20 protein-coding genes and 1 tRNA gene are annotated in these 24820 nt (G+C 70.4%); 10 read left to right on the forward strand and 11 right to left on the reverse strand.

Translation table 11 applies throughout. The features are described 5' to 3' along the window. Positions 1 to 91: 91 nt before the first annotated feature. Entirely contained in the window at positions 92 to 2380 is a 2289-nt protein-coding gene (locus tag ACTWQH_RS06855; protein ID WP_443285441.1) for an ATP-binding protein, read from the forward strand. Between the two features lie 4 nt (positions 2381 to 2384). On the opposite strand, the gene ACTWQH_RS06860 is transcribed toward ACTWQH_RS06855, so the two are convergent. Both ACTWQH_RS06860 and ACTWQH_RS06865 read right to left on the reverse strand, forming a co-directional pair. Beyond that, entirely contained in the window at positions 2385 to 3233 is an 849-nt protein-coding gene (locus ACTWQH_RS06860) for a methionyl-tRNA formyltransferase (protein ID WP_443285442.1), read from the reverse strand. Between the two features lie 90 nt (positions 3234 to 3323). Continuing rightward, a complete protein-coding gene (locus ACTWQH_RS06865) occupies positions 3324 to 5411 on the reverse strand; it encodes a tetratricopeptide repeat protein (RefSeq protein ID WP_443285443.1) in 2088 nt (695 codons plus the stop codon). A 755-nt stretch (positions 5412 to 6166) separates the two neighbouring features. Between ACTWQH_RS06865 and ACTWQH_RS06870 the strand changes: the two genes are divergently transcribed. The 3 genes from ACTWQH_RS06870 to ACTWQH_RS06880 all read left to right on the forward strand — a co-directional run bounded on the left by ACTWQH_RS06870 (position 6167) and on the right by ACTWQH_RS06880 (position 9504). Then, on the forward strand, positions 6167 to 6430 hold the full coding sequence (locus ACTWQH_RS06870) for a helix-turn-helix transcriptional regulator (protein WP_443285444.1): 264 nt from the start codon (positions 6167 to 6169) through the stop codon (positions 6428 to 6430). A 584-nt stretch (positions 6431 to 7014) separates the two neighbouring features. Further along, the gene (locus ACTWQH_RS06875; RefSeq protein ID WP_443285473.1) at positions 7015 to 8457 is read left to right on the forward strand and encodes a UvrD-helicase domain-containing protein; all 1443 of its coding nucleotides are present in this window, start codon (positions 7015 to 7017) and stop codon (positions 8455 to 8457) included. 513 nt (positions 8458 to 8970) lie between these two features. Continuing rightward, on the forward strand, positions 8971 to 9504 hold the full coding sequence (locus tag ACTWQH_RS06880; RefSeq protein ID WP_443285445.1) for a hypothetical protein: 534 nt from the start codon (positions 8971 to 8973) through the stop codon (positions 9502 to 9504). A 167-nt stretch (positions 9505 to 9671) separates the two neighbouring features. Here the strand turns inward: ACTWQH_RS06880 and ACTWQH_RS06885 are convergent, their stop codons facing one another. Beyond that, positions 9672 to 10019 carry a helix-turn-helix domain-containing protein gene (locus ACTWQH_RS06885; protein WP_443285446.1) on the reverse strand — a complete coding sequence of 116 codons (348 nt, stop codon included), beginning with the start codon at positions 10017 to 10019 and terminating at the stop codon, positions 9672 to 9674. Between the two features lie 30 nt (positions 10020 to 10049). Here ACTWQH_RS06885 and ACTWQH_RS06890 point away from each other — a divergent pair, with 30 nt between their 5' ends. Together ACTWQH_RS06890 and ACTWQH_RS06895 are read left to right on the forward strand one after the other, a co-directional pair. Continuing rightward, positions 10050 to 11033 carry a hypothetical protein gene (locus ACTWQH_RS06890; RefSeq protein ID WP_443285447.1) on the forward strand — a complete coding sequence of 328 codons (984 nt, stop codon included), beginning with the start codon at positions 10050 to 10052 and terminating at the stop codon, positions 11031 to 11033. Next, the gene (locus ACTWQH_RS06895) at positions 11030 to 12832 is read left to right on the forward strand and encodes a hypothetical protein (protein WP_443285448.1); all 1803 of its coding nucleotides are present in this window, start codon (positions 11030 to 11032) and stop codon (positions 12830 to 12832) included. The genes ACTWQH_RS06890 and ACTWQH_RS06895 overlap by 4 nt, the downstream gene beginning before the upstream one ends. Before the next feature lie 234 nt (positions 12833 to 13066). Here ACTWQH_RS06895 and ACTWQH_RS06900 read toward each other — a convergent pair. The 7 genes from ACTWQH_RS06900 to ACTWQH_RS06930 form a co-directional block, all read right to left on the reverse strand. Further along, positions 13067 to 13140, reverse strand: a tRNA-Ala gene (locus tag ACTWQH_RS06900). A gap of 77 nt (positions 13141 to 13217) precedes the next feature. Further along, a complete protein-coding gene (gene sepX, locus ACTWQH_RS06905; RefSeq protein ID WP_443285449.1) occupies positions 13218 to 14177 on the reverse strand; it encodes a divisome protein SepX/GlpR in 960 nt (319 codons plus the stop codon). Positions 14178 to 14295: 118 nt separating this feature from the next. Next, positions 14296 to 14946: a GNAT family N-acetyltransferase gene (locus tag ACTWQH_RS06910; protein ID WP_443285450.1), complete on the reverse strand. Its 651-nt coding sequence runs from the start codon at positions 14944 to 14946 to the stop codon at positions 14296 to 14298. Positions 14947 to 14951: 5 nt separating this feature from the next. Continuing rightward, positions 14952 to 15455: a MogA/MoaB family molybdenum cofactor biosynthesis protein gene (locus tag ACTWQH_RS06915; RefSeq protein WP_443285451.1), complete on the reverse strand. Its 504-nt coding sequence runs from the start codon at positions 15453 to 15455 to the stop codon at positions 14952 to 14954. Continuing rightward, on the reverse strand, positions 15452 to 15934 hold the full coding sequence (moaC, locus tag ACTWQH_RS06920; protein WP_443285452.1) for a cyclic pyranopterin monophosphate synthase MoaC: 483 nt from the start codon (positions 15932 to 15934) through the stop codon (positions 15452 to 15454). The genes ACTWQH_RS06915 and moaC overlap by 4 nt, the downstream gene beginning before the upstream one ends. 22 nt (positions 15935 to 15956) lie before the next feature. Continuing rightward, positions 15957 to 17216 carry a molybdotransferase-like divisome protein Glp gene (gene glp, locus ACTWQH_RS06925; protein WP_443285453.1) on the reverse strand — a complete coding sequence of 420 codons (1260 nt, stop codon included), beginning with the start codon at positions 17214 to 17216 and terminating at the stop codon, positions 15957 to 15959. Continuing rightward, positions 17209 to 18123 carry a UTP--glucose-1-phosphate uridylyltransferase gene (locus ACTWQH_RS06930; RefSeq protein WP_443285454.1) on the reverse strand — a complete coding sequence of 305 codons (915 nt, stop codon included), beginning with the start codon at positions 18121 to 18123 and terminating at the stop codon, positions 17209 to 17211. The genes glp and ACTWQH_RS06930 overlap by 8 nt, the downstream gene beginning before the upstream one ends. Positions 18124 to 18253: 130 nt before the next feature. Between ACTWQH_RS06930 and ACTWQH_RS06935 the strand changes: the two genes are divergently transcribed. Further along, positions 18254 to 18925, forward strand: a complete 672-nt coding sequence (locus tag ACTWQH_RS06935) for a 5-formyltetrahydrofolate cyclo-ligase (RefSeq protein ID WP_443285455.1) — start codon at positions 18254 to 18256, stop codon at positions 18923 to 18925. Positions 18926 to 18951: 26 nt separating this feature from the next. Here the strand turns inward: ACTWQH_RS06935 and ACTWQH_RS06940 are convergent, their stop codons facing one another. Continuing rightward, a complete protein-coding gene (locus ACTWQH_RS06940; RefSeq protein WP_443285456.1) occupies positions 18952 to 21633 on the reverse strand; it encodes a penicillin acylase family protein in 2682 nt (893 codons plus the stop codon). A gap of 324 nt (positions 21634 to 21957) precedes the next feature. On the opposite strand from ACTWQH_RS06940, the gene ACTWQH_RS06945 reads away from it, so the two are divergent. The 3 genes from ACTWQH_RS06945 (at position 21958) to ACTWQH_RS06955 (ending at position 24798) form a co-directional block, all read left to right on the forward strand. After that, positions 21958 to 23478, forward strand: a complete 1521-nt coding sequence (locus ACTWQH_RS06945) for a potassium/proton antiporter (protein WP_443285474.1) — start codon at positions 21958 to 21960, stop codon at positions 23476 to 23478. A 133-nt stretch (positions 23479 to 23611) separates the two neighbouring features. Beyond that, positions 23612 to 23962, forward strand: coding sequence for an FmdB family zinc ribbon protein (locus ACTWQH_RS06950; RefSeq protein WP_443285457.1), 351 nt, complete (start codon positions 23612 to 23614; stop codon positions 23960 to 23962). Next, the gene (locus tag ACTWQH_RS06955; RefSeq protein ID WP_443285458.1) at positions 23959 to 24798 is read left to right on the forward strand and encodes an S-methyl-5'-thioadenosine phosphorylase; all 840 of its coding nucleotides are present in this window, start codon (positions 23959 to 23961) and stop codon (positions 24796 to 24798) included. The genes ACTWQH_RS06950 and ACTWQH_RS06955 overlap by 4 nt, the downstream gene beginning before the upstream one ends. Positions 24799 to 24820: the final 22 nt, after the last annotated feature.

Consider the following 24820-nt stretch of genomic DNA (forward strand, 5'->3'; position numbering starts at 1 on the left):
AGTTGAGGGCCAGACGGCCGCGCACAGTGTCGTACAGGCCCGGGATGTTCAGGGTGGGGTGCACTTCCATCAGCACCCCGACCATCCTCTGGTGGTGATCCCGCACCAGCTCCGCGGGAGTGTGCGTCACTTCGTCAACCGCTCACAGGAAGTGGCCCGGCTCTCCGCGCTCGTCGCCGACGATGGCACCGAGCCGCACGCGTCGCGCGTGGCTGTCATCACCGGTACGGCCGGAGTCGGGAAGACTTCGCTCGCACTGCACTGGGCCCACACCATCCGGGAGCACTTCACCGGCGGTGAGCTGTACGCCAATCTGCGCGGCTATGCTGCCGACCCTCCAACACCGCCGGAGGTGGTCCTCGGCCGCTTTCTGGAAGACCTCGGTATCTCCGCCGCTCAGGTGCCAGTCACGCGGGAGCGGCGGGAGACCCTGTTCCGCTCACTCACGGCGCACCGCCGCATGCTGATCTTCCTCGACAACGCGGCCGACAGCGCTCAGGTACGACCACTGCTGCCGGGGACCGCCCAGTCCCTGGTGCTGGTCACCAGCCGGGACGATCTGACCAGCCTGGTGGCGCAGCAGGACGCAGTACGTGTCCGGGTGGCGACGTTACCGACGCCCGATGCCGTCGCGTTGCTGCGCGCGGCCACGGCGGAGGACCGGCCCGACGACCAGGGCTCCGACCTGAGTGAGCTGGCGCTGATGTGTGGCGGGCTGCCGCTGGCGCTGCGTATCGCGGCGGAGCGGGCGGCGGGCTGGCCGACGGTGCCGCTGGGCGAGTTGATCGACGAGCTGCGTGACGAGACGGCACGGTGGAGCGTACTCACAGCGGATCCCGAGGACGAGGCCGAGGAGGGAGCCGACGCCATGCGCAGCGTGTTCGAGTGGTCCTACCAGGCGCTGCCCAGCGGGGCGGCGCGGTTGTTCCGGCTGCTGGGCCTGCATCCGGGCAACGAGTTCGGCCTGCCGGTAGTGGCTTGTCTGGCCGGCCGAGAACCCTCCCGTGTGCGTCCGCTGCTGGAGGCCCTGGTCCGTGCCCACCTTCTGCAACGGCGCCCGGGCGGGCGGTATGAGTTCCACGATTTGATGAAGGCGTACGCAGGCGAGCGCGTGCGGCGGGAGGAGAACAAGGAGGAGCGCTCGGCGGTCCTCGCGCGGTGTGTCGCCTGGTACCTCCACACCGCGGACGCAGCGCAGCGGGCCATCGCGCCATATGACCGCTGGGTCCTCGACGACCACGTCCCCGCCCCGACGGGCACTCTTGCCTTCGAGGACTACGAGTCTGCGTTCCAGTGGTACAAGGCCGAGTCCGCCAATCTGGTCACCTGCACCCGTGCCGCCGCCGACGCCGGTTTCCCCGGGATGGCCTGGCGCCTGGCCGTGGTGTTGCGGGCGATCTACATGCACCACAATGCGTTCGACGACTGGGGCACCACCGCGGGGATCGCCGTGGACGCCGCCCGCGCCTCGGGCGAGGAGGCCGGGCAGGCGGAAGCATTGGAGAACCTGGGCAAGGTCGCCTTCCAGGCGCTGCGGCTGGAGGAGGCCGAGGAGTGCCACCAGGCCGCGCTGGCCATCCGCCGGCGCATCGGCGACCGGCATAGCACGGCGGTGTCCGTTAACGCCCTCGGCCTGATCGGACTGCGCCGCCGGCGACTAGACGAGGCAGCGGCCCACTTCACCGAGGCCGTGGAGATCTTCCAGCAACTCGGCGACCGGCGCTGGACGGCCCTGATGTGCAGCAACCTCGCCGAGACCCTGTGTGAACTCGGCCACGGCGAGCAGGCCGCGCCCTTGATCGAGCAGGCGCTGTCCGACTTCCGCGAACTCGGCGACCACTCCGGCGAGGGCAACGCGCTGTGGCTGCTGAGCTGGGCCCGGCGCGAGGCAGGCGACCCCGACGCGGCCGCATCCGCGATCGCCGACGCCCTGACCCTGGCCGCCGAGGAAGACAATCAGCTCTGGCAAGGACACTGGCTGGCGGAGTCCGCGCGCGTCGAGCTCGCCCGTGGGAATCCCGAGGCGGCGCTGGGCTCGTTTCAGGAGTCGGCCGACGTACAGCAACGCCTCGGCGATGCCGCCCGCGAAGCCGTCGCTTTGGACGGCGCCGGTCAGGCCTGCCAGGGACTCGGCCGCGTCGATGAGGCCGCCGAGTTGCATCACCGCGCGATCGCCACATTCCGCGATGTCGACGCCCACTGGCGCCTGGCCAACGCCCTGGCACACCTGGGAGATGCCCTCGACGCGCTCGGCGAGGACGAGCGGGCACAGGCCGCGTGGGAGGAGGCTAGGCGGCTGGTGGGAGCGTTCGATGACCCGCAGGCGACCGCACTGGCCCGACGGGTGGCCGCGCGGCTCAACAGCAGCGATGGCTTGTGAGCTGTCAGGTCACGGGTTCGAAGGCGGTGATCCACACCGGGCCGTCCGCGCAGTCCAGACGCGGCCCGTCAGCAGGGGTGAGGCTGGTGCGCAGGATCTTCAGCCGGTGACCATCGACAGTGGCGACCGGGCCAAGGCCTGGGCCCATGAAACGGAAGGTGCGCACCTGGTTGTGCACCTCCCGCGCGGTCTTCGCGGTGTCGACGACGGAGAACTCCGGCTCCATCAACCCCGCGTAGCTCACCCCCTGGGCCGGCTGCGGTTCGCCGGCCGCCGGGTCCGTCACGCCGTCCAGGGCGAGGGCCAGCACACGGCGCAGCGCGGGAGACAACTTGGGCCACAGGCGTGCGGGGGTCACGTCGTCGGGAATCGGGATCCCGTCCTGCTGGGCGAGGATGGGCCCGGCGTCGAACCACTCGTTCATGCGGTGGACCGTCACCCCCAGGTGCGAGTCGCCGTTCCGGATCGCCCACGGCACCGGCGCGGGCCCGCGGTACTTCGGCAGCATCGAGCAGTGGACGTTGGCCACGCCGTACCGCGGGATGCGCAGGACGGACGCGGGCAGCCGCCAGGAGAACCCGTAGCAGACAACAAGGTCGAGGTCGTAGCCGCGCAGCGCGGCGCCCAGTCCTTCGGAGCTGCCCGGCAGCAGCAGATCCATCCCCGCCGGGAGCGCCGCCGTGATCTGCCCGACCACCTCGGCCACCCCGTCGTCGGTGGCTCTCCTGGGCCGCATGGAACGGGAGTAGCCGTAGACGACCGGCTCGTGGCCCGCCTCGACGCACGTCTCGTGCAGAGCGGCGAACTCCTGGACACCGAACGAGATCAAGCCGACGCGCATGCCGTTCCTCACGCAGATCAGCATAGAGAGGTTGTTGTGACCGGCCAGCCAGCGTGCGGATCACGTATCACGAGCATGCCAGGGATGCCTGTGAGCTTCCCCTCATCCCAGCCTGTCCTCGCAACGGCGGCGCAGCCGGCGGAGCAACTGCACGTGATAGTCGGCGCCCTCTTCAGTGAGGAGAGGAATCGCCTGGTCGATCGCCTGTAGTGCCTCCCTGAGGTCACCCGCGTCGAAGTGGGTCCAGGCGATGTCGGTGAGGGTGCGTCCCTGGCTGTACTCGTCTCTGATCCCGCGAAAGTTCTCGAGAGAGGCAGCCAGTCGCGCCTGTGCCTCTGGAAGCCTGCCGAGAAGGCGTAGCGCTCGCCCCTGATTGCGGCGAAGCAACGCCCGGGCGCGTTCAGCGTGTGCGAAGTCGGGGTGATCTTCACGTATCTGGGCGAGGACATTGTGGGACTCCTCGAAACGGCGCAACGCCGAGCGTCCGTCTCCACGCCGCAGGCTGAGCAGGCCCTGGGACTCGATGGCCGTCGCGAGGCTGAGGATATGCTCCGATGCCCGCGCAATCCGTTCAGCGCGTTCCAGCTCGCGCTTGGCCTCTCGCCACCCCTCCGGACCGAGTTCGGTCAGGGCCAGACCGAGGAGCGTGTGCATCCGTGCGACGATGACTTTGTCGGTGACGTGCTCGTCCGCCACCTTGACGCCGATGCGGAGGGCGGGCAGGACCTCCTGGCGCCGGCCGTCCTTGAGTTGAGCTGCCCACATTGCGTCGCAGAGGCCGCAGGTGGTCTTGGGCTCGCGGCGCTTGGAGGCGACGTCGACGGCCTGAGTGATCGAGTCCAGCTCGGCAATGAGTGCGGTCAGCGCCTGCGCGCTGCTTCCAAAGGGGGGATGCGTCATTCGTTCCCGCAGGTCGTTAACCGGCCATCGCCACGGATGCGCGTCCCAGTCGGCGCGGACGGCGAAGCCGAGCAGCCATTCCAAGGACCGGGTCACGGCGGCGTCCTCCCTCAGCGCCCCCTCCCGGCGCAATGCCATCGATGCGACGTAGTTCTCGCAGCCCTGGCGGAAGCGGTAGCGGTCGGAGCGTCCCGGTTCGTGGACGAGAAACTGCAGGTCGGTAAGGCGCTCTAGCATCCGCGCCGCGTCGATCTGCGTCACCTCGGCAGCCGCCGCTGCTACGCCCGAGGTGATCTCCGGCCATGGCACGAAGGTGAGGTGGTTCAGGAACCGTGCCAGGTCCGGCGGCAGCCGCTCGTAGGTGTCCTCGGGGAACCGCTCGTCGGCGCTGTCGTCTCCGGCTTGCAGATCCTTGACGGTCCGCAGCACGGCCGCCGCCTGTCCCCGGCATCTCTCCACGAGGGTGGGATGGGTACGAAGCGTTCGTTCGAAGGCGTCCGGTCCAATGAGCTTGATGAAGAGCTGCTTCGTGGCCTCGTGACTCAACGATTCGACTTCAAGGTGCGTCTCGAAGAGCGACATCAGGCGCGTGGTGGTGACGATCGTGAAAACACCGGATTCGGGGACGAGGAACGGCTGGACGTGTGCGACCTCACGAACGTTGTCCAGCACGAGCACCGCGCGCCGCTCGTGCAGCAGACGACGGTAGTGCCACGCCCGATCTCTCATTCCTGGTGGCATGTCCTCCCCGCGCATGCCCAGCTGACTCAGTAACCGCCGGTACACGCGGGCTTGCGCTTCCTGCGACGCGTCGATGTCGCGCAGGTCGGCGTATGCCTTGCAATACGAACGATGTGCAGTTCTGCGGAAGGCCCAGTGGGAGGCGGTAGCCGTCTTGCCGCTGTCGGACTCGCCGTACAGCAGGGCGCCGCGTATGCCGCCTTCGTACGGTTGCTCGGCGGCACGGTCCAGCTCAGCCAGCACCCTTTCCGCGTTGGTGAAGTAGTTGGAATGGACCGACGGGGGGAAGGCCGGGGAGCATGGCCCGGGAGCCATCAGATCCTGGGCGAACCCGCTCAGGATGCCGAGCAGGGCGGCTTCGTCGGGCTGACTGGACACCGCGCCAGCAAGGCTGGCGAGCGTCGCCACGTCGGCGTTGCCTTCCGAGAAGGACCCGCGGCTGCTGAGCAGTCGCGACGCCATCGTCGTCAAGGCAGTCCGGATTGACCTCGCCGTCTCGCCTCCCGCACCCTGGGCCACCGCCCGCAGCCATTCGTCCACCAAGTCCATGGGCCCACTCCCCCTCGACTACCGACCACCTTATCCAGCCGTGGCTGACTCATCGTCGGTCCATTCCCAAAGGCTGTGGTCATGCGGGTCGAAGAGGTGCACGGCCTCCTCGCTACCTGAGACACGTTCACGCTGCAGGGTGGGCGAACCGCTCGCAGCCGCGAGTTGGGAAGATGCCTGTGGACGGCTGGTGGTGAGCGTGTTCGGGACCGTCGCCGCGTGAGGCGTAGCGACGGCGCAAGCGTGACAGACGTCGGCCAGGCGCCAGGTGCGCCCGGTGACGCTGCGGGCCAGGATTAGCAGGATCGGGCCGTCGCAGCCGCGGTGGCGGGGATGCCACCGGCAGCCGTGATGGCCACACTGGCAGATGCGCAGGTGGGGTGGGAGTAGCGTGCTGCGGGTGTGGCGGGCGAGATGCGCCAGCACTGCGGTGCGGGTGGCTACGGCATGGCAAGGGGGAAGAAGAGGACCGCAGGCCAGGCAGGTAAGGGCGGGTGCACCATCGCGAAGGTGGATGGTGACCGTCCAGACGCGGCGGTGCAGAGAGAGGGGCTGCGGGCCTGGCCGCATGGCGTTGTTCCTCCAGCGGGTTTCGGCTGGCCGGTGATCCGTGCGGTCCTCCCGGGTTGTGGGAAGTCGTCCGGCGGCGGCACACCATAGTGCAGAGCTCTGCCCTCTCGGTAGCCGAAAGGCTGGCGCAAGTAGGGCAGAGGTATGCACTGACAGGGCAGGGGTCTGCACCGTGCGATAGCTGAGTGACGATCTTGCCGCCGGAGCCCAACCTGGAGATGCTCCGCACGGAGCTGTCCCGGCTACGGGCCGAGCGCAGCTGGTCCTACGACGAACTCGCTTCCCGCAGTGGCCTATCGCGCCGCACCCTCATCGAGATCGAACAGGGCCGCACCATCGGAACGCTTGCTACGTGGCACGCCATCGCCCATGCTCTGGGCGCGCCTGTCGGTAGCCTTATGGATACCCTTTGCCAAGGGCACCAGCCACCTACTCCGCCCACTCCCTGACCTCAGGGAACTTGGCGATTCGCACCCGAACTAGTGACAGTCATCGAACAGTCTGCATTCAGACGAACTCTTATCCGTGCGACGAAGCTGATGCTCCGTCAGGATCAGCTGCCTGTCGGCCGCAGGTTGAACGGCTCGGCGCTCCGGGAGCTACAGCTGATGCCACCCGCCCTCTCCAGGACCGATCTCTTGGCCTTGCTGCCGATCTGGGTCACCCGGAACAGGGCGAGGGACAACTGGAGCGGCGCTACCACCGCAACTCCTGCGGCGGACCGAACAGATCCCTGCTGCTAGAACATGCATGCGCCACTGATGCGGCTGCTCGGGTGAGATGAGCGGCATCGGTGCCGAGTCGGCGGCGTGTCGCCTGCCATCCTCCCCGCATGGCTTCACGTCTGAACCTTGCCGGCCACGGGCGATACCCCCCCGCGCACCCCGTACGGCATGCCTCCCTCACCGTGGCCGGTTCGTCCCGCTTAGGCGCTGCGCCAAATCGACCGCATCCGGTGCCGTCCGAGTCCACGCCGGCTGCCTCAGCACATCCTCCCCGTGAAACCCCTTTGACGTTGCAAGGAACCAACGTGCTGGAACCCACCGAAGAGCAAGCCGCCGCAGCCGATGCCTTCACCGCCGGAGATCACCTCGTACTCCAGGCCGGCGCGGGCACCGGCAAGACCACCACGCTGGCGATGCTTGCCGCATCCACTCCCCGTCGCGGCCGCTACATTGCTTTCAACAGGTCCATCGCGCAAGCCGCGGCCGCCGTCTTCCCTCAGACCGTAACCTGCAAGACCGCCCATTCTCTCGCCTTCGCCGCCGTCGGCCGCCGCTACGCCGGCCGCTTGAACGCCCCCCGCGTCCCCAGCTGGAAACAGGGCATGCACCTGGACCTCACCAGCCCTCTGACCATCGACGGCCGCACCATCCCCCAACCCATCCTCGCCTCCGTCACGCTGCGCACCGTCACCACGTTCTGCCACTCCGCCGACCCCACCCTCCAGATCCATCACGTCCCCCACCTGCGCGGCCTGGACACCCCCGAACGCCACAGCCGCTTGGCCGAGGCCATCCTGCCCCACGCCGAGAAGGCATGGGCCGACGTTCAGCATCCCGACAGGGGAGCTGTGCGCTTCAACCACGACCACTACCTGAAGATCTGGGCCCTGTCCGACCCCGTCATCGACGCCGACTACCTCCTGCTGGACGAGGCCCAGGACACCAACCCCGTCCTTGAGGAGGTCTTCACCCGTCAACGCGACCGCGCCCAACTGGTCATGGTCGGCGACTCCGCACAGGCCATCTACGGCTGGCGCGGCGCCAAGGACGTCATGACCGACTTCAAAGGCACCGCCCTGACCCTCTCCCGCTCCTTCCGCTTCGGCCCTGCCCTCGCCGAGGAAGCAAACCGCTGGCTCACCTTGGTCGACGCTCCGATCCGCCTGACCGGCACCGACACCATCCCCTCCCGCATCGGTCCCCTGGAGCGGCCCGACGCCATCCTGTGCCGCACTAACGTCGGCACCATGATCGAGATCATGAACCTGCTGCCCACCGGCCGCCGCGTCGCCCTGGCCGGAGGAGCCGAACCCCTACGAGCGTTGGCACGCGCCGCCGACGACCTGCAACACGGCCGCCGCACCACCCACCCCGAGCTCCTGCTGTTCGAACGCTGGGGCGACCTGAAGGACTACGCCGAATACGACCCCGCCGGCGGCGACCTCGCCCCCCTCGTCGAGGTCGTTGAACAACACGGCACCCGCGCCATCCTCGCCGCCGTCGACCAACTCGCCCCCGAGGAGTACGCGCAGGTCACCGTCTCTACTGCGCACAAGGCCAAGGGCCGTGAGTGGCCCACCGTACGGATCTCGGCAGACTTCACCCCCGACGACGCCGAGGAAGCGTCAGATGAGACGAACGAAGACGGCCAGCCACCCCCCTCCATCGATCCCGACGAGGCCCGCTTGGCCTACGTCGCCGTTACCCGCGCCCGCTATCACCTGGACCCCGGCGAACTAGCCAGCATCTAGCCCATCTAGAAGATTCCGGATAGGAAGTGGAAAACATACCTCACTGCGGCGTCGGGCTTCTCGAACGCAGACCGGGCATCCGGATAGCGCACCCATCACCGTGGTGCGTTGACTCGCCGACTCCCCTTGGCAAGCCCGACGTCGTCGCCAAGCCAGGGGGCATCCCCTGCTTGTTGGGCTGCCAGGCAGGGGACCGCTGCAGAGTCCGGGGAACCATTCGGACGAAGTGGATCTTTAAGAAATAGAGTTTCTTGTATGTCCTATCGGGAAGTGTAGGGCTGTCACCCGGTCGTGTTGGGCCAAACGCAGGCGCTCGTCCCCGCATTGGTGGCGCTGGATTTGGACATCGTCCGGATTGTCCGTTCTCGGGGATTTTATCGAGGGGCTTGATGTTGTACGGTCCGGATGCGTTCCTGATAACTGCGCCCGTGCGGCTGGCGCTTGGCTGCGGCCTCTCCTGAGATTCTCTAGGATGGCTTCTGGCAGGGATGTCTGTGCGGGGAGGGCTCGGTGATGAAGACGTCTGACTATGATGTGGACGCCGCGATGGTTGGGCTGCGTGAGGCAATGGCCCTCTATCGTCAGAGGTTGGCCGATTTGGACGCGGAATATGAGCAGGTGTCCAAAGTGCTTGCTGGCCTCGACGCCGAACGATCTGACCTCCGTGCTCTGAATGAATCCCTCAAGCAAGCGCTCGCGAGACTGCCAGCGACTGCGGGGGAGAGCGAAGGGGCGGATGAGACTGGAACGGTAGAAGCAAGCGACATCGGCCGGGCCACGCCGGCCGCTATGCAGCCGACCCCGGGCCGGATCGATGGAGCAAAGATGCGGTCCGGTGAACTCGCCGAGGCGATCACGCAGGTGATGGCTACCTCCGGGAGGCCGATGCGGTCGCGGGAGATTACCGAGGTGCTGGGGCGAGAGGTAACGCGCTCGACGGTAGAGACCACGAGAGTGACGGCGAAACGCCTCGTGGAGCAGGGGTACCTGATCGAGTCCGAGCCAGGGCTCTTCCAGGCGGCGACCCCGGCGAAGGGAGCTGCCTAGCGGGCGGGGATATAAGACGTCCCTCCTCCCCACGGTCCGGGGAGGAGGGACCCTCGGTCAGCCTGAGATGGGCATCTTTCGGCGGCCGATCACGTGCACCCATGCAAGTGGTGGTTCACGCTCCCCTCAGGGTAGAGCATTCTGGCTTGCCTTGAGGGCGGTGTGGCCTATTTCGGCGTGCCCGAAGAGGTTTTCGGGTGCGGGAAGGCCGATTTTTCGTGCGTACGAAGCGTTCCGCCACCGGGCGGATACAGTGGAATATCCAGAACATTCTCAAGCCGGGCGACAGTGGCGATATCGGGCCAACTTCGTCCAGCGACGAGGTCTGCGACGACCTGTCGATTGACGCCCAAGGCGGCGGCGAAGCGTCGCAGGCTTCCTCCCCGCTCCTCCATCGCCGCCTGGAGGGTGCGGGCGATGTGCTGGACGACGGCGGCAGCGGGGTCGGTGATGCTGGAGTCGGGCCAGGCTTCCGGATCGTGGGCAAGCTTGCGCGGAGGGGTGCGCCGGTTCATGCCTCCGACCATCAGAATGCACTCCTTCGCGTGAACGTGTTCCTTGATCACTGGACTGGCCGGTTGTCCAGCCGTTTCCGTTGGTGCGTGCATCTCAGTCCAGACGTCTCGCGGCGCATCCGCGACTACAAGCCCTGTCTCCCGCACCGCGTATGGGACCCGGTGGCCGACCTGGTACGGGCGACCGTGGCCGCCGCCGCACCGGCGACCTCGTACGAGGTGAAGCATCTCCTGCACGCGGTCGGGCGCCTGGCGGTCTGGGCGGACGGCTCTGGACTGCCCCGTGACCCGGCGGTTTGGTTGCGAACGGAGACCATCGACCGCTTTGTGCTTTCCGGCTGCGCCGATAAGGAGGGCTCGACTGCACAGACCTACGCGACCTGGCTGCGTCGCACGCGGGAGGCTCTGGTGTGGGTGGAGCGGGGTGAGGCGCCACACGTCCGGCTGTCTTCTTCCCGCGACCCACATCCGCCCTATGAGAGAGGCGAATTGGCTCGTCTGCGAGCGTGGGCGGATGCTCTCCCCGGACAAGCCCGCCGCGATGGACTGGCGATGATGGCGCTGGGAGCCGGATGCGGCTGTACCCCAGGAGAGCTGACCCGGATGCGAGGCAGCCATATCCGTTTTACGCATTCCGGGAAAGCGGTGCTGGACAAGGAACTGATTGGTCGGCGCGTCGTCTGCCGGATGGCCTGGGAAGACGTACTGGCCGACCTCGCCCACACCGCAGACACCGCCTACCTCTTCCGCCCGCGACGCAAAGTGGAGGCGTCCAAAAACCTGGTCTCCTCCTGGCCAGCCCGACACCGCCCGTCGGGTGGATTGCCCCGGCTGTCCGCACGACGCCTGCGGTCGACCTGGATCGTCGAACTCCTCCGTGAGCGGATCGACCCAGCCGTCGTCGCGATGGCCGCTGGGATGAAGTCTCCGGCAGGACTGGCCGCTTACCACCGCTGGGTACCTCCGATCAGAGATGAGGAGGTGGACCGCCTGCTGCGGGGACGTCGCCAGTGAGGCGACCGCCGGAGGCGGAGCTGAACGCGCGAAAGCAACGACCGAAGGCACGCAGCGGAGCTCCCCTGGAGATCCCAGACTCCAAGGTCGGTCAACTGCTGACAGCGCTCGACCGCTCTGGCCTCCCAGCGGAACTCGACCGCTTGCTGGCCGGGCGCCCCGGACCGGCCGGGCTGCCGCCGCGCACGGTACTGGCCGGCCTGATGATCTCCGTCTACTACACCGGCAGACCGCTCATCGCCGACGCCTGGCGGCTTCTGTACTTCAGCCTCCGACCCAAGGCCCGTGCTTGGCTGGACATTGACGAACACCCGCCGCGTACGGCACTGGAGAACAAGGCGACCAGTAACCGGCTCTACCGAGCGCTGGATCGCGCCACCACCGTGCTGGACCCCGCCCGCCACGACCGGCGGCAGCGGCTGTCCCAGGATGAAGCCCGTGCCTACCGCGGCGCATGGGACGGCCCTGCCGGACGCGAAGCGGCCGACCGCCTGCAACGGCTGGCCAACCAGCTCGTGCTTGTCCCCGTCCGTATTGCCCAGGCACGCGGTTACCTGCGCGGCTGGCGGGGAGACGTCGGCGTCGACGCCACCGCCATCCCGGTGCAACCCCGCCCCGACGGTAAGCACACCGGTCTGGCCTCCGTCGAGATCACCGCAGGTGAGCATTACAGCGGTGGTTCGGATTACGGTGTCTTCGGATACAGCGCGGCCCTCGTCGTCGCAGCCCACCAAGGTGGCCGTTCCTCCAAGCGCCCGGCTTACCCGCAGATGTGTTTGGGCATGGCCCTGGACACTCCCAGCGTCCGTACCGGGCACAACGCCATCACCGTGCTCAAGCAGGTGCTGGAGTTGGGGCTTCCGCCGGGGTACTGCGCGGTCGACCGGGCCTACACCGGATGCGCGGCTGAAAACTTCCAGATTCCCGCACGCCGCCTGGGCTACCGCCTCGCCCTGGACTACAAGGTCCAAGAACGGGGACTCCAGCAGGACTGGAAGGGAGCCCTGCTGGTCGACGGCTCTCTCATGTGTCCTCTGACGCCCGTCCCTCTGGTCGACGCCACCCAGGGCGCGGAAGACAAGGCCATCCGGGTGCGCAGCCCTGAACTCCGCGAGGCCATCGACGCCCGCGGACCGTACCACCTCAAGCTCAAGCAAGGCCCCGACCACCGTGGCACCATCCGCCTCCAGTGCCCTGGACACGGCGACTCCCGGTCGGTCAACTGCCCCCGCCGTAATCGGCTCGTTCCCAGGCCGGCAGGGACACCCGGAGCGCCGCGGACGGTCATTGACCTCAGCAACATCAGGAAACGCACCAGCGACCCCGCCGCCCGGCCCACCGTCATCCTCCCGGAGGAGGAGTGGACCGGCCCGCCGCCGAAGGAGGAGCTGCCTGAGGTCTGCGGCGAGCACGCCATCAAGGTCCCCGCCGACGCGGACGGGAACCTGCACGTCGCCAAGTACCGGCAGGACGTCCATTACCTCAGCCCAGTCTGGGACGCCACCTACAAGCCGATCCGCTCCCACAATGAGGGGATCAACGGTCGCCTCAAGAGCGGTGAGCTGGACATCGGCAACCCCAAGATCCGCCTCGCTCGCGGCCAGGTAGCGCATACGCTCCTGGTCGCCATCATGATCACGGTCGGCAACCTGGCCATCCTGGAGACCTGGCTCTACGAGCGCACCGGCGTCCACCTCACCGAGGCGGACTACGAAGCCGTCTCCGCTCCGGGGCCGCTCGATCTGCCGCCGGCGGCGGCAGTAGCCGGCGAACGATCGCCGCCATCCGGAGAACTCTGAACCGGCCGCACCACAACCGAGTGCTCTATCCAGCCCCGCCGCTGCGGGGCCCATCGGCGTGCTCGCCCACCGTGGCAGTGCCCAGCCCGCCGGCGAGCGACTCCGGCACAGCACCACAGACCACCCCGAACAGGCATCGAACAAGGTCTACAAACGCCGAGATCCCATCCGATCACCATGATCGGACGGGATCTCGTGAACCGTTCAGGAGCTAACTCGTGAACGGCCCAGGTGTGGACCTGAGGGGATTTGAACCCCTGACCCCCTCGTTGCGAACGAGATGCGCTACCAGGCTGCGCTACAGGCCCGTGGCCGCTAAAGCCGTAGAAACTCTAGCACCCGGGCGGGGGCGGGCCGAAATCGGTTACGCGGGCTGCCCGGCGTGCTACTCGCCGGCGGCGCGGCGGCGGCGCGGTGGGTGCTCGTCGTCGGCGTACTGGTCGAAGAGGGGGGTGCGCCGGGGGGTGGCGGGGTCCTGGCGGGGCTGGGGGGTGGTGCCGCCGGCGGTGGTGGAGCGGGCGGCGCTCCAGGTGTCGGGGGCGTCCAGGTCGACGCCGCGGGTGGTGCGGGGGGCGACCGGGGCGTTGACGTAGGTCGGCAGCGGCACGGGGGCCGGGTCCCAGGTGTCGGGGCCGTCCTCGGGGGTCGCGCCGCCGCTGCCGCGCTGTCGGTTGACCCACTCGGCGTGGTCTGTCTGCTCCACCACGGCCCGCGCCGGGAGTTCCGGTTTCGGCGCCCGCGGCTTGGCCGCGGCCGGCGGGTCGGGGCGGGCGGCGGCGCTGGCCTGGGTGCGCTGGCGGAGCCGCCGCGCGGCCTCCTCGGCGCGGCGGCGGTCGAGCTCGACGGCGTAGCGGCGGTGCTCCTGCTGGCGTACGTGGATGACGTACGCCAGCAGCAGCACGGCCGGGATGCCGGGCAGCCACAGCATGCCGGGGCCGGAGGAGAGCGCGAAGATGCCGCCGAGGGTGAAGGCGAGGAAGAGCACCATCGTGGTGCGGCGGCGCCGGGCCAGGACCTTGGCGCGGGCGGCGGCGCGGGGGTTGGGGGTGGCCTTGGGTGACGCCGGCGGGGGCACCGTGGTGACCGGCTCGGCGTACGCCCGTACGTCGGCGTGGGCGTTGGCGTTGGCGGGCGCGGGGGCCTCGTCGGCCTCCGCTGTCTCGGAGGGGTCGGCGGGCTCGGCCGGGACGCCGCGCCGGCCGCGCGTCAGCAGGCGCAGGGCGGTGCTGAACCGCTCCGTGGGGCGGGCCTCGTTGAGCTCGTCCTGTCTGCGGAGCCACATCGGCACGAGATACGCGGCCCAGGCGCCGACGATCACTGCGAAGATGAGGCCACTGCTGCTCACGCTCACACGGTAGAGGGATTCGCGCGAGAGCGTGGGCCAAAACGGGCGGTGTGTCGTCCGAACCGGTGCCCCAGGCCGTCAATTCTTCGGATTGTTATCAAGTGCTCGAACACGCATTTTATTTCTGGGGCGCGGGCGGTGCCTTCGGCGTGTCGGAGCTCCGGTGGTGCCAGCGGGCCAGCAGGCCCTGCGGCACCTCCTCCGCCGTGAGCGCGAAGACGAGATGGTCGCGCCAGGCGCCGTCGATGTGGAGAAAACGCGGGCGCACGCCTTCTTCACGGAATCCGAGTTTCTCCACCACCCGGCGGCTGGGGCCGTTCTCCGGGCGAATGCAGATCTCGATCCGGTGCAGCCCGAGGGGGCCGAAACAGTGGTCCACGGCGAGCGCCACCGCCGTCGGCATGACGCCGCGGCCGGCGACGGCGCGGTCGATCCAGTAGCCGATGTGGGCCGAGCACATCGAGCCCCAGGTGATGCCGGCGACCGTCAGCTGCCCGGCGAGCCGCCCCTGGTAGGTGACGACGAACGGCAGCATCCGCCCGGCCTGAGCCTCGCTCCGCAGGTGGCGCACCATCTGCCGGAAGGTGGGGCGGCGCGGCGGGAAGTGGCCAGGCGGCGGGGGCGGGATGGTGGCCTCCCAGGGGCGCAGCCAGTCGCGGTTGCGCTGGTTGATCTCGCGCCAGGCGCGGTGGTCGCGCTGCCGGATGGGCCGCAGGCCCACGTCGCCGTCCACCAGTTCGACGGGCCAGTGGGACCTCGCGGGGTTCACGACGCTCACGACACCGGCCGGGGGTGGTCGCCGCCGCGGAGCTGGTCGACGGCGTGGCGCAGCAGCGGCTCCAGCACGGCCAGGCCGTCGCGGACGCCGCCCCGGGAGCCGGGCAGGTTCACGATCAGGGTGCGGCCCGCCACCCCGGCCAGGCCCCGGGAGAGCGCGGCGGTGGGGACCTTGGCCTGCCCGGCGGCGCGGATGGCCTCGGGGATGCCGGGCACCTCGTAGTCGAGGACGCGGCGGGTCATCTCCGGGGTGCGGTCGGTGGGGGAGACGCCGGTGCCGCCGGTGGTGAGGACCACGTCGTACCCGGCGTCGACGGCGCCGCGCAGCTCGGCGAGGACCGGCTCGCCGTCGGGCACCACGCGCGGGCCGTCGGCGGCGAAGCCCAGCGCGACCAGGGCCTCGACGAGCAGCGGGCCGGTGGTGTCCTCGTACGTCCCGGCGGCGGCGCGGTTGGACGCGGTGACGGCGAGCGCCCGGTACGCGGCTGGGGACGTCGTCATCGCTGGTCCCGTCTCCACGTGCCGGAGGCGCCGCCCGTCTTCTCCTCGACGCGGATGTCGGAGATGACCGCGCCCTTGTCGACCGCCTTGACCATGTCGACGAGGGTGAGGGCGGCGGCGCTCACCGCCGTCAGCGCCTCCATCTCCACGCCGGTGCGGTCGGTGGTGCGCACGCTCGCCGCGATCTCCACGGCGTCGTCCTCCACCGACAGGTCCACGGTGACGCCGGACAGCGCGAGGGGGTGGCAGAGCGGGATCAGCTCGGAGGTGCGCTTGGCCGCCATGATCCCCGCGATGCGGGCGGTGGCGAGGGCGTCGCCCTTGGGAACGCCGGCGCCGCGCAGCAGGTCAACGACCTCCGGCGTCACCAGCACCCGGCCGGTGGCCCTCGCGGTCCGCGTGGTGACCTCCTTGCCGGAGACGTCGACCATGCGGGCCGCCCCGGCCTCGTCGAGGTGGGTCAGATGCGGGGTGTTCATGAAGGGCTACGGTACTCCGCGCTCAGTCGAGCAGCACCACCGTGACCTGGTCACCGGGTCGCACCTCGGTGGTGGTCTCGGGGATCTCGACCAGCGCGTCGGCCAGGGCGAGGGCGGCGATGAGGTGGGAGGAGGCGCCGCCGACCGGGCGGACGGTGTTGGTCTCCGCGGCGTACGAGCCGCGCAGGAACTGGCGCCTGCCGGGCGGGGAGGCGAGGGGCGCGTCGGCCTCCAGCCGGGCGGTGACGCGGCGCCGGTGCAGGCGTTCGGCGGGGTGCCCGGCCATGGCGCGCAGCGCGGGGCGCACGAACAGCTCGAAGGAGACGTACGCGCTGACCGGGTTGCCGGGCAGGGCGAAGAGCGGCACCCGGCCGGGGTGGAGGAAGCCGAAGCCCTGCGGCTTGCCCGGCTGCATCGCCAGGCGCCGGAACTCCACGGTGCTCTCCTGGCTCAGCGCCTCCTTCACCACGTCGTACGCCCCCACGCTGACGCCGCCGCTGGTGACGATCAGGTCGGCGCGGCTGAGCTGGTCGTCGAGGGCGCCGCGCAGCGTGGCGGGCTCGTCGGCGACGGCGTCGGCGCGGTACGCCACGGCCCCGGCGCGCTGGGCGGCGGCGGTGAGCATGGGGCCGTTGGAGTCGTGGATCTGGCCGGGGGCGAGGGGCGCGCCGGGCGCGGCGAGCTCGCTGCCGGTGGAGACCACGACGACGCGGGGGCGCGGGCGCACGGTGACGGTCGCGCGTCCGACGGCGGCGAGCAGGCCGAGCCGCGGCGGGCCGAGCACCGCCCCGGCGGCGACGGCGAGGGAGCCGGCGGCGATGTCGCTGCCGCGCTCGCGGATGTGCTGGCCGGGGTCGGCGGGCCGGAAGACGCGGACCTCGCCCGCCAGGTCCACCTCGTCGTGACTGGTCATGCGGCCGTCGGTCCACTCGACGGGGACGACCGCCTGGGCGCCGGGCGGCACCGGGGCGCCGGTCATGATCCGGGCGGCCTGGCCGGGCCCCACCGCCGGGAGCTCGCCGGCGCCGGCGCCGGCCGCCGCCTCGCCGACGAGGCGCAGCACGGCGGGGAACTCCTCGGTGGCCCCCTCGACGTCGGCGACGCGCACCGCGTAGCCGTCCATGGAGCTGTTGGGGAAGGGCGGCAGCGCGAAGGGCGCGGTGACGTCCTCGGTGAGGACGCAGCCGGCGGCCTCCGCGAGATGCAGCTCGATGGGGTCGAGGGGGCGCACAGCCCGCAGGATGTCGGTCAGGTGCTCGTCGACCGACCACAGGTCACTCAAGGCGGGGCATCTCCTCGCTGACGTAGCTCCGGAGCCAGGCGCGGAAGTCGGGGCCGAGGTCGGGGCGTTCGCAGGCGAGGCGGACGATGGAGCGCAGGTAGTCGCCCTTGTCGCCGGTGTCGTACCGGCGGCCCGAGAAGATCACGCCGTGCACCGGGCCGCCGAGGGAGGGGTCGGCGGCCATGGCCTGGAGCGCGTCGGTGAGCTGGATCTCGCCGCCCCGGCCCGGCCGGGTCTTGCGCAGCACCTCGAAGACGCCGGGGTCCAGCACGTACCGCCCGATGACGGCGTAGTTGCTGGGCGCGTCGGCGGCGGACGGCTTCTCGACCAGGCCGGTCACGCGGCGTACGCCGTCGCGGTCGGTCTCCTCGACGACGGCGCAGCCGTAGAGGTGGATCTGCTCGGGAGCCACCTCCATCAGCGCGACGACGCTGCCGCCGTACAGGCGCTGCACGTCGGTCATGATCGTCAGCAGCGGGTCGCGGGGGTCGATGAGGTCGTCGCCGAGCAGCACGGCGAAGGGCTGGTCGCCCACGTGCGGCGCGGCGCACAGCACGGCGTGGCCCAGGCCCTTGGGGTCGCCCTGGCGCACGTAGTGCATGGTGGCCAGGTCGTTGGATTCCTGGACGAAGGACAGGCGCTGGTCGTCGCCCTTGCGGTGCAGGGCCTCCTCCAGCTCGTAGTTGCGGTCGAAGTGGTCCTCCAGCGGCCGCTTGTTCCGGCCGGTGATCATCAGTACGTCGGTGAGGCCTGCGGCGGTGGCCTCCTCCACCACGTACTGGATCGCGGGCCGGTCCACGACGGGCAGCATCTCCTTCGGCGTCGCCTTCGTGGCGGGAAGAAAACGCGTGCCCAGACCGGCGGCGGGAATGACAGCCTTGGTGATCTGGGGGCGCGGTGACGTCATGCCGTCACTGTATCCAGCGGGGCCGACGCCGCCGAGCACTTTGCGGTTAAGCGTCGGGCTATGAGCGTTTTGCCGGGGAACAGATCGTCGAAGAGCGTGTAACGGGTCGTGAAGGGAGCGCGTGGGCAGCGTGGCGAACGTGCGAGGCGATGCGGACGAGGTCGAGCAAGTGCGGCGGCACAAGCGCGAGGTGCGTCGCGACCTGCTGGCGGTGCGTGCCGCCATGGCGGGCGATGAGGTGGCGCAGGCGGCGCGGGCGATCGAGCGGCGCGCGCTCGAACTGCCGGAGCTGGCCTCGCTGGAGGCGGGCGCGACCGTCGCGGCGTACGTGTCGGTCGGCCGCGAGCCGGGCACGGCCGGGCTGCTGGCGGCGCTGCGCGCGCGCGGCGTACGGGTGCTGCTGCCGGTGCTGATGGCCGACCTGGACCTGGACTGGGCGGTCTTCGAGGGGGCGGGCCGGCTGCGGGAGACGGACTACGCCGGCGGGGCCCGGCTGCTGGAGCCGCGCGGGCCCCGGCTGGGGCGGCAGGCCGTGTGCGAGGCCGACGCGGTGCTGCTGCCGGGCGTGGCGGTGGACCGGCGCGGCGTCCGGCTGGGGCGGGGCGGCGGCAGCTTCGACCGGGCGCTGGCGCGGCTGGCGGCGGCGGGCGGGGACCGGGCGCTGGTGGCGCTGGTGTACGGGCACGAGGTCGTCGACGAGCTGCCCAGCGAGCCGCACGACCGGCCGGTGGGCGTGGCCGTCACGCCGGAGGGGGTGCACCGGTTTTCCCCCGGTTTCCCCGAGACCGCTGAGGACCGCTGAGGGCCGCTGAGGGCCGCTGAGGACCGCTACGGACTGAGCGTCAGCGTGTCCCCGGCGGACTCCTCCACCGCCTGACGGCTGTGCACCCACGGCAGGTACTCGCCGTCCGCCCACAGCTCGGTCTGGTCCGTGTAGTTGTCGTGGTAGGCGTGCCCCGAGGCGCCGGTGAGGTTGATCCACAGCGACTCGTCGAAGTCGTCCAGGCTGACGATCATCCGCATCGACGGCACCCACGTGATGTCGTAGCCGCCGGCCGCGTTCCAGCCGGTGGCGTTCACCACGTCCGTGCCGCCGGAGAGCTCCCACGGCCCGCGGTTGAGCAGCCACTGCACCGGCCCCGGGCCCTCGGTGCCGAGGGTCTGGTTGTTCAGCATCAGCGTGTGCATCCGCCCCCAGCTCCAGGTGTCGATGTCCTTGCCCAGCTCGGCCGTCATCTCCCAGCGGGCGTCGCGCATGGCGCGGCGCAGCAGCTCGTCGCGGGTGTCGGTGGCGGGCTGGTCGGCGTCGGCCGGGGTGTGCCACCAGCGGCTGCCGGGGTCGTCGAGGATGTTCTGCACCACCAGGAACCAGCGGTCCCCGCCGTCGGGCTGCGCGGTGTCGGGGTCGCGCTCGCCGCACTCGTTGATCAGCCGGGCGTCGCCGTCGAGGTCCTCGATCGGCTGCGAGTCGTCGGCGGGCGGCACCATCAGGCACTCGCCCTCGACGCGCACCTCCTTCGGCAGCTTGTCGCCGAACGCCAGCTGGAGCAGGTTGCGCCAGACGGAGTTGTAGTACGCGGCGGCGGGGGAGTCGGCGTCCTGCGAGTAGTCCCAGCCCTCCAGCAGGTCCTGGGCCTCGCGGACGTAGCCGTCCTGGATGTCGACGTCCAGCAGGTAGGGCGTGAGGACCTCGGCCATCTCGTTGTGGTTGTCGAGCTGGATCTCCTGCATGTCGGTCATCGAGACGTTGCCGCCCTCGGCGATCGTCTCCTGGATCAGCTCCTCGATGCGGTTGCTGCGGGTGCCGTAGCTCCAGTCCTCGGTCAGGTGGTAGTCGTACCCGGACGGGTCGACGACGGCCTGGTTGGCGGTCACGATGTAGCCGCGCTCCGGGTTGTACTCGTACGGCAGCGCCTCCTGCGGGATGTATCCCTGCCAGTCGTAGGCGGAGTCCCAGCCGGGGGAGGGGTAACGGCCGTTGCCCTCGCCGCGGATGGGGATGGCGCCCGGCGCCTGGTAGCCGATGTTGCCGGCGGTGTCGGCGTAGATGAGATTCTGTGAGGGTACTGCGAAGTCCTGGGCGGCGGTCCGGAACTCGGCGAAGTCGGTGGCCGCGTTGAGGGAGAAGACGGCGTCCATGGTGTTGGACGGCGTGAGGGCGGTCCAGCTGAGGGAGACGGCGTAGCCGCTGCCGCGGTCGGGGGCCTGGGCGTCCACCGGGGCGCTCGCGCCGACGTTGGTCAGCTCCTCCTCGCGGTCGGAGATGATCGGGCCGTTGTCGGTGGAGCGCACCGTGATCTCGCGCGTCTCGCCGCCCGCGACCTCGATGACCTCGGTGCGCGTGTCGTACGGCACCCACTCGCCGTCGCGCAGGTAGTTGCCGTCGTCGAGCTGCTCCAGGCGCAGGTCGGTGACGTCGGCGCCGAGGTTCGTCATGCCCCAGGCGATCGACTGGTTGTGGCCGATGACCACGCCCGGCATCCCGGCGAAGGTGAAGCCGGACACGTCGTACGGGCAGGCGTCGCTCAGCTCGTTGCAGTGCAGGCCCATCTGGTACCAGACGGACGGCAGCGAGGGCGCCAGGTGCGGGTCGTTGGCCAGCAGCGGCTGGCCGGTGGTGGTGTGGTCGCCGGAGATCACCCAGGAGTTGGAGCCGATGCCCGCGCCGTTGGGGCCGAGGAGGGAGGGGATGTCGCCGAGGGTGCGGGAGAGGGAGGACAGCTGGGTGCTCACGCCGTCGACCGCGTCCTCGTAGCCCTCGGCCGCCGGCACGGAGTACGTCTCGGTGCCGTTGCCGGGCTCGGTCACGATCGGCGCGTGGCTGTCGTAGGGGTAGGGCGGGTAGAGCTCCTCGATCTCCTTCTGGCTCAGCCGGCCCGCCAGCAGCGAACGGTCGATCTCGTCCTGCATGTTCCCGGTCAGGTCCCAGGCCATGGCCTTCAGCCACGCCACCGAGTCGACCGGGTCCCACGGCTCGGGGGCGTAGTCGTTCTCGAAGCCGAGGGCGGCGTACTCCACGGACAGCCCGGCGCCGCTGTGCTCCGCCAGGTAGGCGTTGACGCCGTCGGTGTACGCCCGCAGGTAGCGCTTGGTCTCCTCCGACAGCTCCTCGTCGTACTCCCGCTGGGCCACCTCGCGCCAGCCCATGGTGCGCAGGAAGGCGTCGGTCTCCACCTGGCCCTCGCCGAACATCTCCGACAGCTCGCCGGCGGTCACGTGGCGGCGGACGTCCATCTCCCAGAAGCGGTCCTGCGCCTGGACGTAGCCCTGGGCGAGGAAGAGGTCCTCGGCGGTGTCGGCGTACAGCTGCGGGATGCCGTTCCCGTCCCGCTCGACCGTGACGGGGGCGGACAGGCCCTCGACCGTCAGCTCGCCGCTGACCTGCGGGAAGGAGGCCCGCACGGTGCTCACGCTCCAGTAGGCCCCGTAGCCCAGCCCGGCCAGGAGGAACATGACGACGACGATCAGGATCAGACGAGCGCGTCGCCTGGGCTTCTTGGCGCGGGGCATCTCGGTGTCTCTGTCCTCAGTCCTTGCTCGAGGGCGCTCGAGGGCGCTCAAGGCAGCGCGGCGGTCGAAGGCAACCATAGACATACGGCTACCGGGGTGTGCCTACGGGGAGTCAGGCTCCGAGTCAGGCTCCCAGGCCTCACCATTCATATGCTGGTAAATTCTCCGCAAAGCCGGTGAATTTGACGGCTCGCAGTCTTGCCGCGGACAGCCTTCCACAGGCCCATATGCCCGCAGGCGCGAGAACGCACGCGCGAACACGCGCGGGCACGTCCGCGCGGGCACGTCCGCCGGACGCGACGACGAGAGAGGAGGGGTCCGCCGCTGACAGTAGACCGCCTCAACGAACTGATGCTGGCCGGCGCCCTCGTCCTGCTCGTCGCGGTCGCCGCGGTGCGCCTGAGCTCCCGCAGCGGGCTGCCCACCCTGCTCATCTACCTGGCCATCGGCATGGGGCTGGGCGAGGACGGGCTGGGCGTGGAGTTCAGCGACGCGGAGCTGACGCGCGTGCTCGGCTACGCCGCGCTCGTCGTCATCCTCGCCGAGGGCGGCCTCGGCACCCGGTGGCAGGACATGCGCCCGGCGATCCCCGCCGCCGCCGTGCTGGCCACCGTCGGCGTCGGCATCAGCGTCGGCGTCACCGCGGCCGCGGCCCACTTCCTGGCCGGGCTCGACTGGGACTCGGCGCTGGTCATGGGCGCCGTGGTCTCCTCCACCGACGCCGCCGCCGTCTTCTCCGTGCTGCGCCGGGTGCGGCTGCCGCGCCGGCTCTCCGGCGTGCTGGAGGCCGAGTCCGGCTTCAACGACGCCCCCGTCGTCATCCTCGTCGTCGCCTTCTCCGACGTGGACTTCGCGCACGAGCCGGGCGAGTGGTGGCTGCTGGCCGGCGGGATGCTGGTGGAGCTGGCCATCGGTCTGGTCGTCGGTCTGGTCGTCGGCAGGGTCGGCGCCCTCGGGCTCCGGCACGTGGCGCTGCCCGCGTCCGGCCTGTACCCCATCGCGGTGGTGGCCCTCACCGTGCTGGCCTACGCCGCGGGCGCGCTCGCCCACGGCTCCGGCTTCCTCGCGGTCTACGTCGCGGCGGTCCTCCTCGGCAACGCCCGCCTGCCGCACCGGCCCGCGACGCGGGGCTTCGCGGACGCGGTGGCGTGGCTGGCGCAGATCGGGCTGTTCGTGCTGCTGGGGCTGCTGGCCGACCCCTCCGGGCTGTGGCGGGACTTCTGGCCGGCGGTGGTGATCGGCGCGGCGCTGTCCCTGGTGGCCAGGCCGCTGTCGGTGGTGGTGTGCCTGCTGCCGTTCCGCCGGCCCTGGCGGGAGCAGCTGCTGCTGTCGTGGGCCGGGCTGCGGGGAGCGGTGCCGATCGTGCTGGCCACCATCCCGGTGGTCGCCGACGTGCCGGACAGCGACCGGATCTTCAACATCGTCTTCGTGCTGGTCGGCGTCTACACCCTGGTCCAGGGCCCCACCCTGCCGTGGCTGGCCCGGCGGCTGCGGCTGCCGGGCGAGACGGAGAAGGCGGTGGACGTCGACATCGAGTCCGCGCCGCTGGAGCGGCTGCGCGGACACCTGCTGTCGGTCACCATCCCGGAGGGCTCGCGGATGCACGGCGTGGAGGTCGCCGAGCTGCGGCTGCCGCCGGGGGCCGCCGTCACGCTGGTCGTGCGGGACGGCACCAGCTTCGTGCCCCAGCCGGTGACGGTGCTGCGGCGCGGGGACGAGCTGCTGGTGGTGGCCACCGACCCGGTGCGGGACGCGGTCGAGCGGCGGCTGCTGGCGGTCAGCCGGGGCGGCAAGCTCGCCGGCTGGCTCGGCGACGCGGGCGGAAGCACCGGGGTGCGGGACTGACACCGGGCTGACGGCGGGGTGACCGCGGCGTGCCCCCGGAGGCCGCCGTGAGTAGACGCGGGGGCGGGGAATGTTGCACGATGGAGCGTCGTTAGCACTCACTCAGGAAGAGTGCCAGTGCCGGGAGGAACTCGTGCCGACGTACCAGTACCAGTGCACCGCATGCCAGGAGGGCCTCGAAGTGGTGCAGAAGTTCACCGATGACGCCCTCACCGAGTGCCCCAGCTGTCAGGGGCGGCTCAAGAAGGTGTTCTCGGCGGTCGGCATCGTCTTCAAGGGCTCCGGCTTCTACCGCAACGACAGCCGCAACGCCTCCTCCGGCAGCTCCTCCTCGTCGAGCTCGGAGAAGTCCACCGCGAAGAAGTCCGAGAACGGCTCCTCGTCGTCTTCGTCCTCCTCGTCATCATCCGGGTCTTCGTCCTCGTCCTCCTCGTCTTCGTCGTCCTCCTCGTCCTCGTCCGCGAGCACCGCCTCCGCCGCATGAGCGCCGACGAGACGGCCGCCGACATAGGCGTCATCGGGGGGTCCGGCTTCTACTCGTTTCTCGGCGAGGTGACCGAGGTCACCGTGGACACCCCCTACGGCCCGCCCAGTGACTCGCTCTTCCTCGGCGAGATAGCCGGCCGGCGCGTCGCCTTCCTGCCCCGCCACGGCCGGAACCACCACCTGCCGCCCCACGGCATCAACTACCGGGCCAACCTGTGGGCGCTGCGCTCGCTCGGCGTCCGCCAGGTGCTCGGCCCGTGCGCGGTCGGCGGGCTGCGGCCCGAGTACGGCCCGGGCACGCTGCTCATCCCCGACCAGCTCGTGGACCGGACCAAGAGCCGCGTCCAGAGCTTCTACGACGGCCAGCCGCGCCAGGACGGCCTGCGGCCCAACGTGGTGCACGTCGCCTTCGCCGACCCCTACTGCCCGGCCGGGCGCGAGGCGGCGCTCGCTACCGCCCGGGGCAGCGGCTGGCAGGCGGTCGACGGCGGCACGATGTGCGTGATCGAAGGGCCGCGCTTCTCCACCCGCGCCGAGTCCCGCTGGCACGCCGCCCAGGGCTGGTCCGTCGTCGGCATGACCGGCCACCCCGAGGCGATCCTCGCCCGCGAGCTGGAGCTGTGCTACACCTCCCTCTCCCTCGTCACCGACCTGGACGCCGGCGCCGAGATCGGCGACGGCGTCTCCCACACCGAGGTCCTCCAGGTCTTCGCGCAGAACGTCGACCGGCTGCGCACCGTCCTGTTCGACGTCGTCGCCCGCCTCCCCAAGGACCGCGAGTGCCTGTGCACCAGCGCCCTCGGCGGCCAGGACCCGGGCATCGAGCTGCCCTGAACCCGGCCCGGCCCAGCCGTGG

This window comes from Streptomyces sp. 6N223 (assembly GCF_052246635.1).
Lineage (GTDB): Bacteria > Actinomycetota > Actinomycetes > Streptomycetales > Streptomycetaceae > Streptomyces.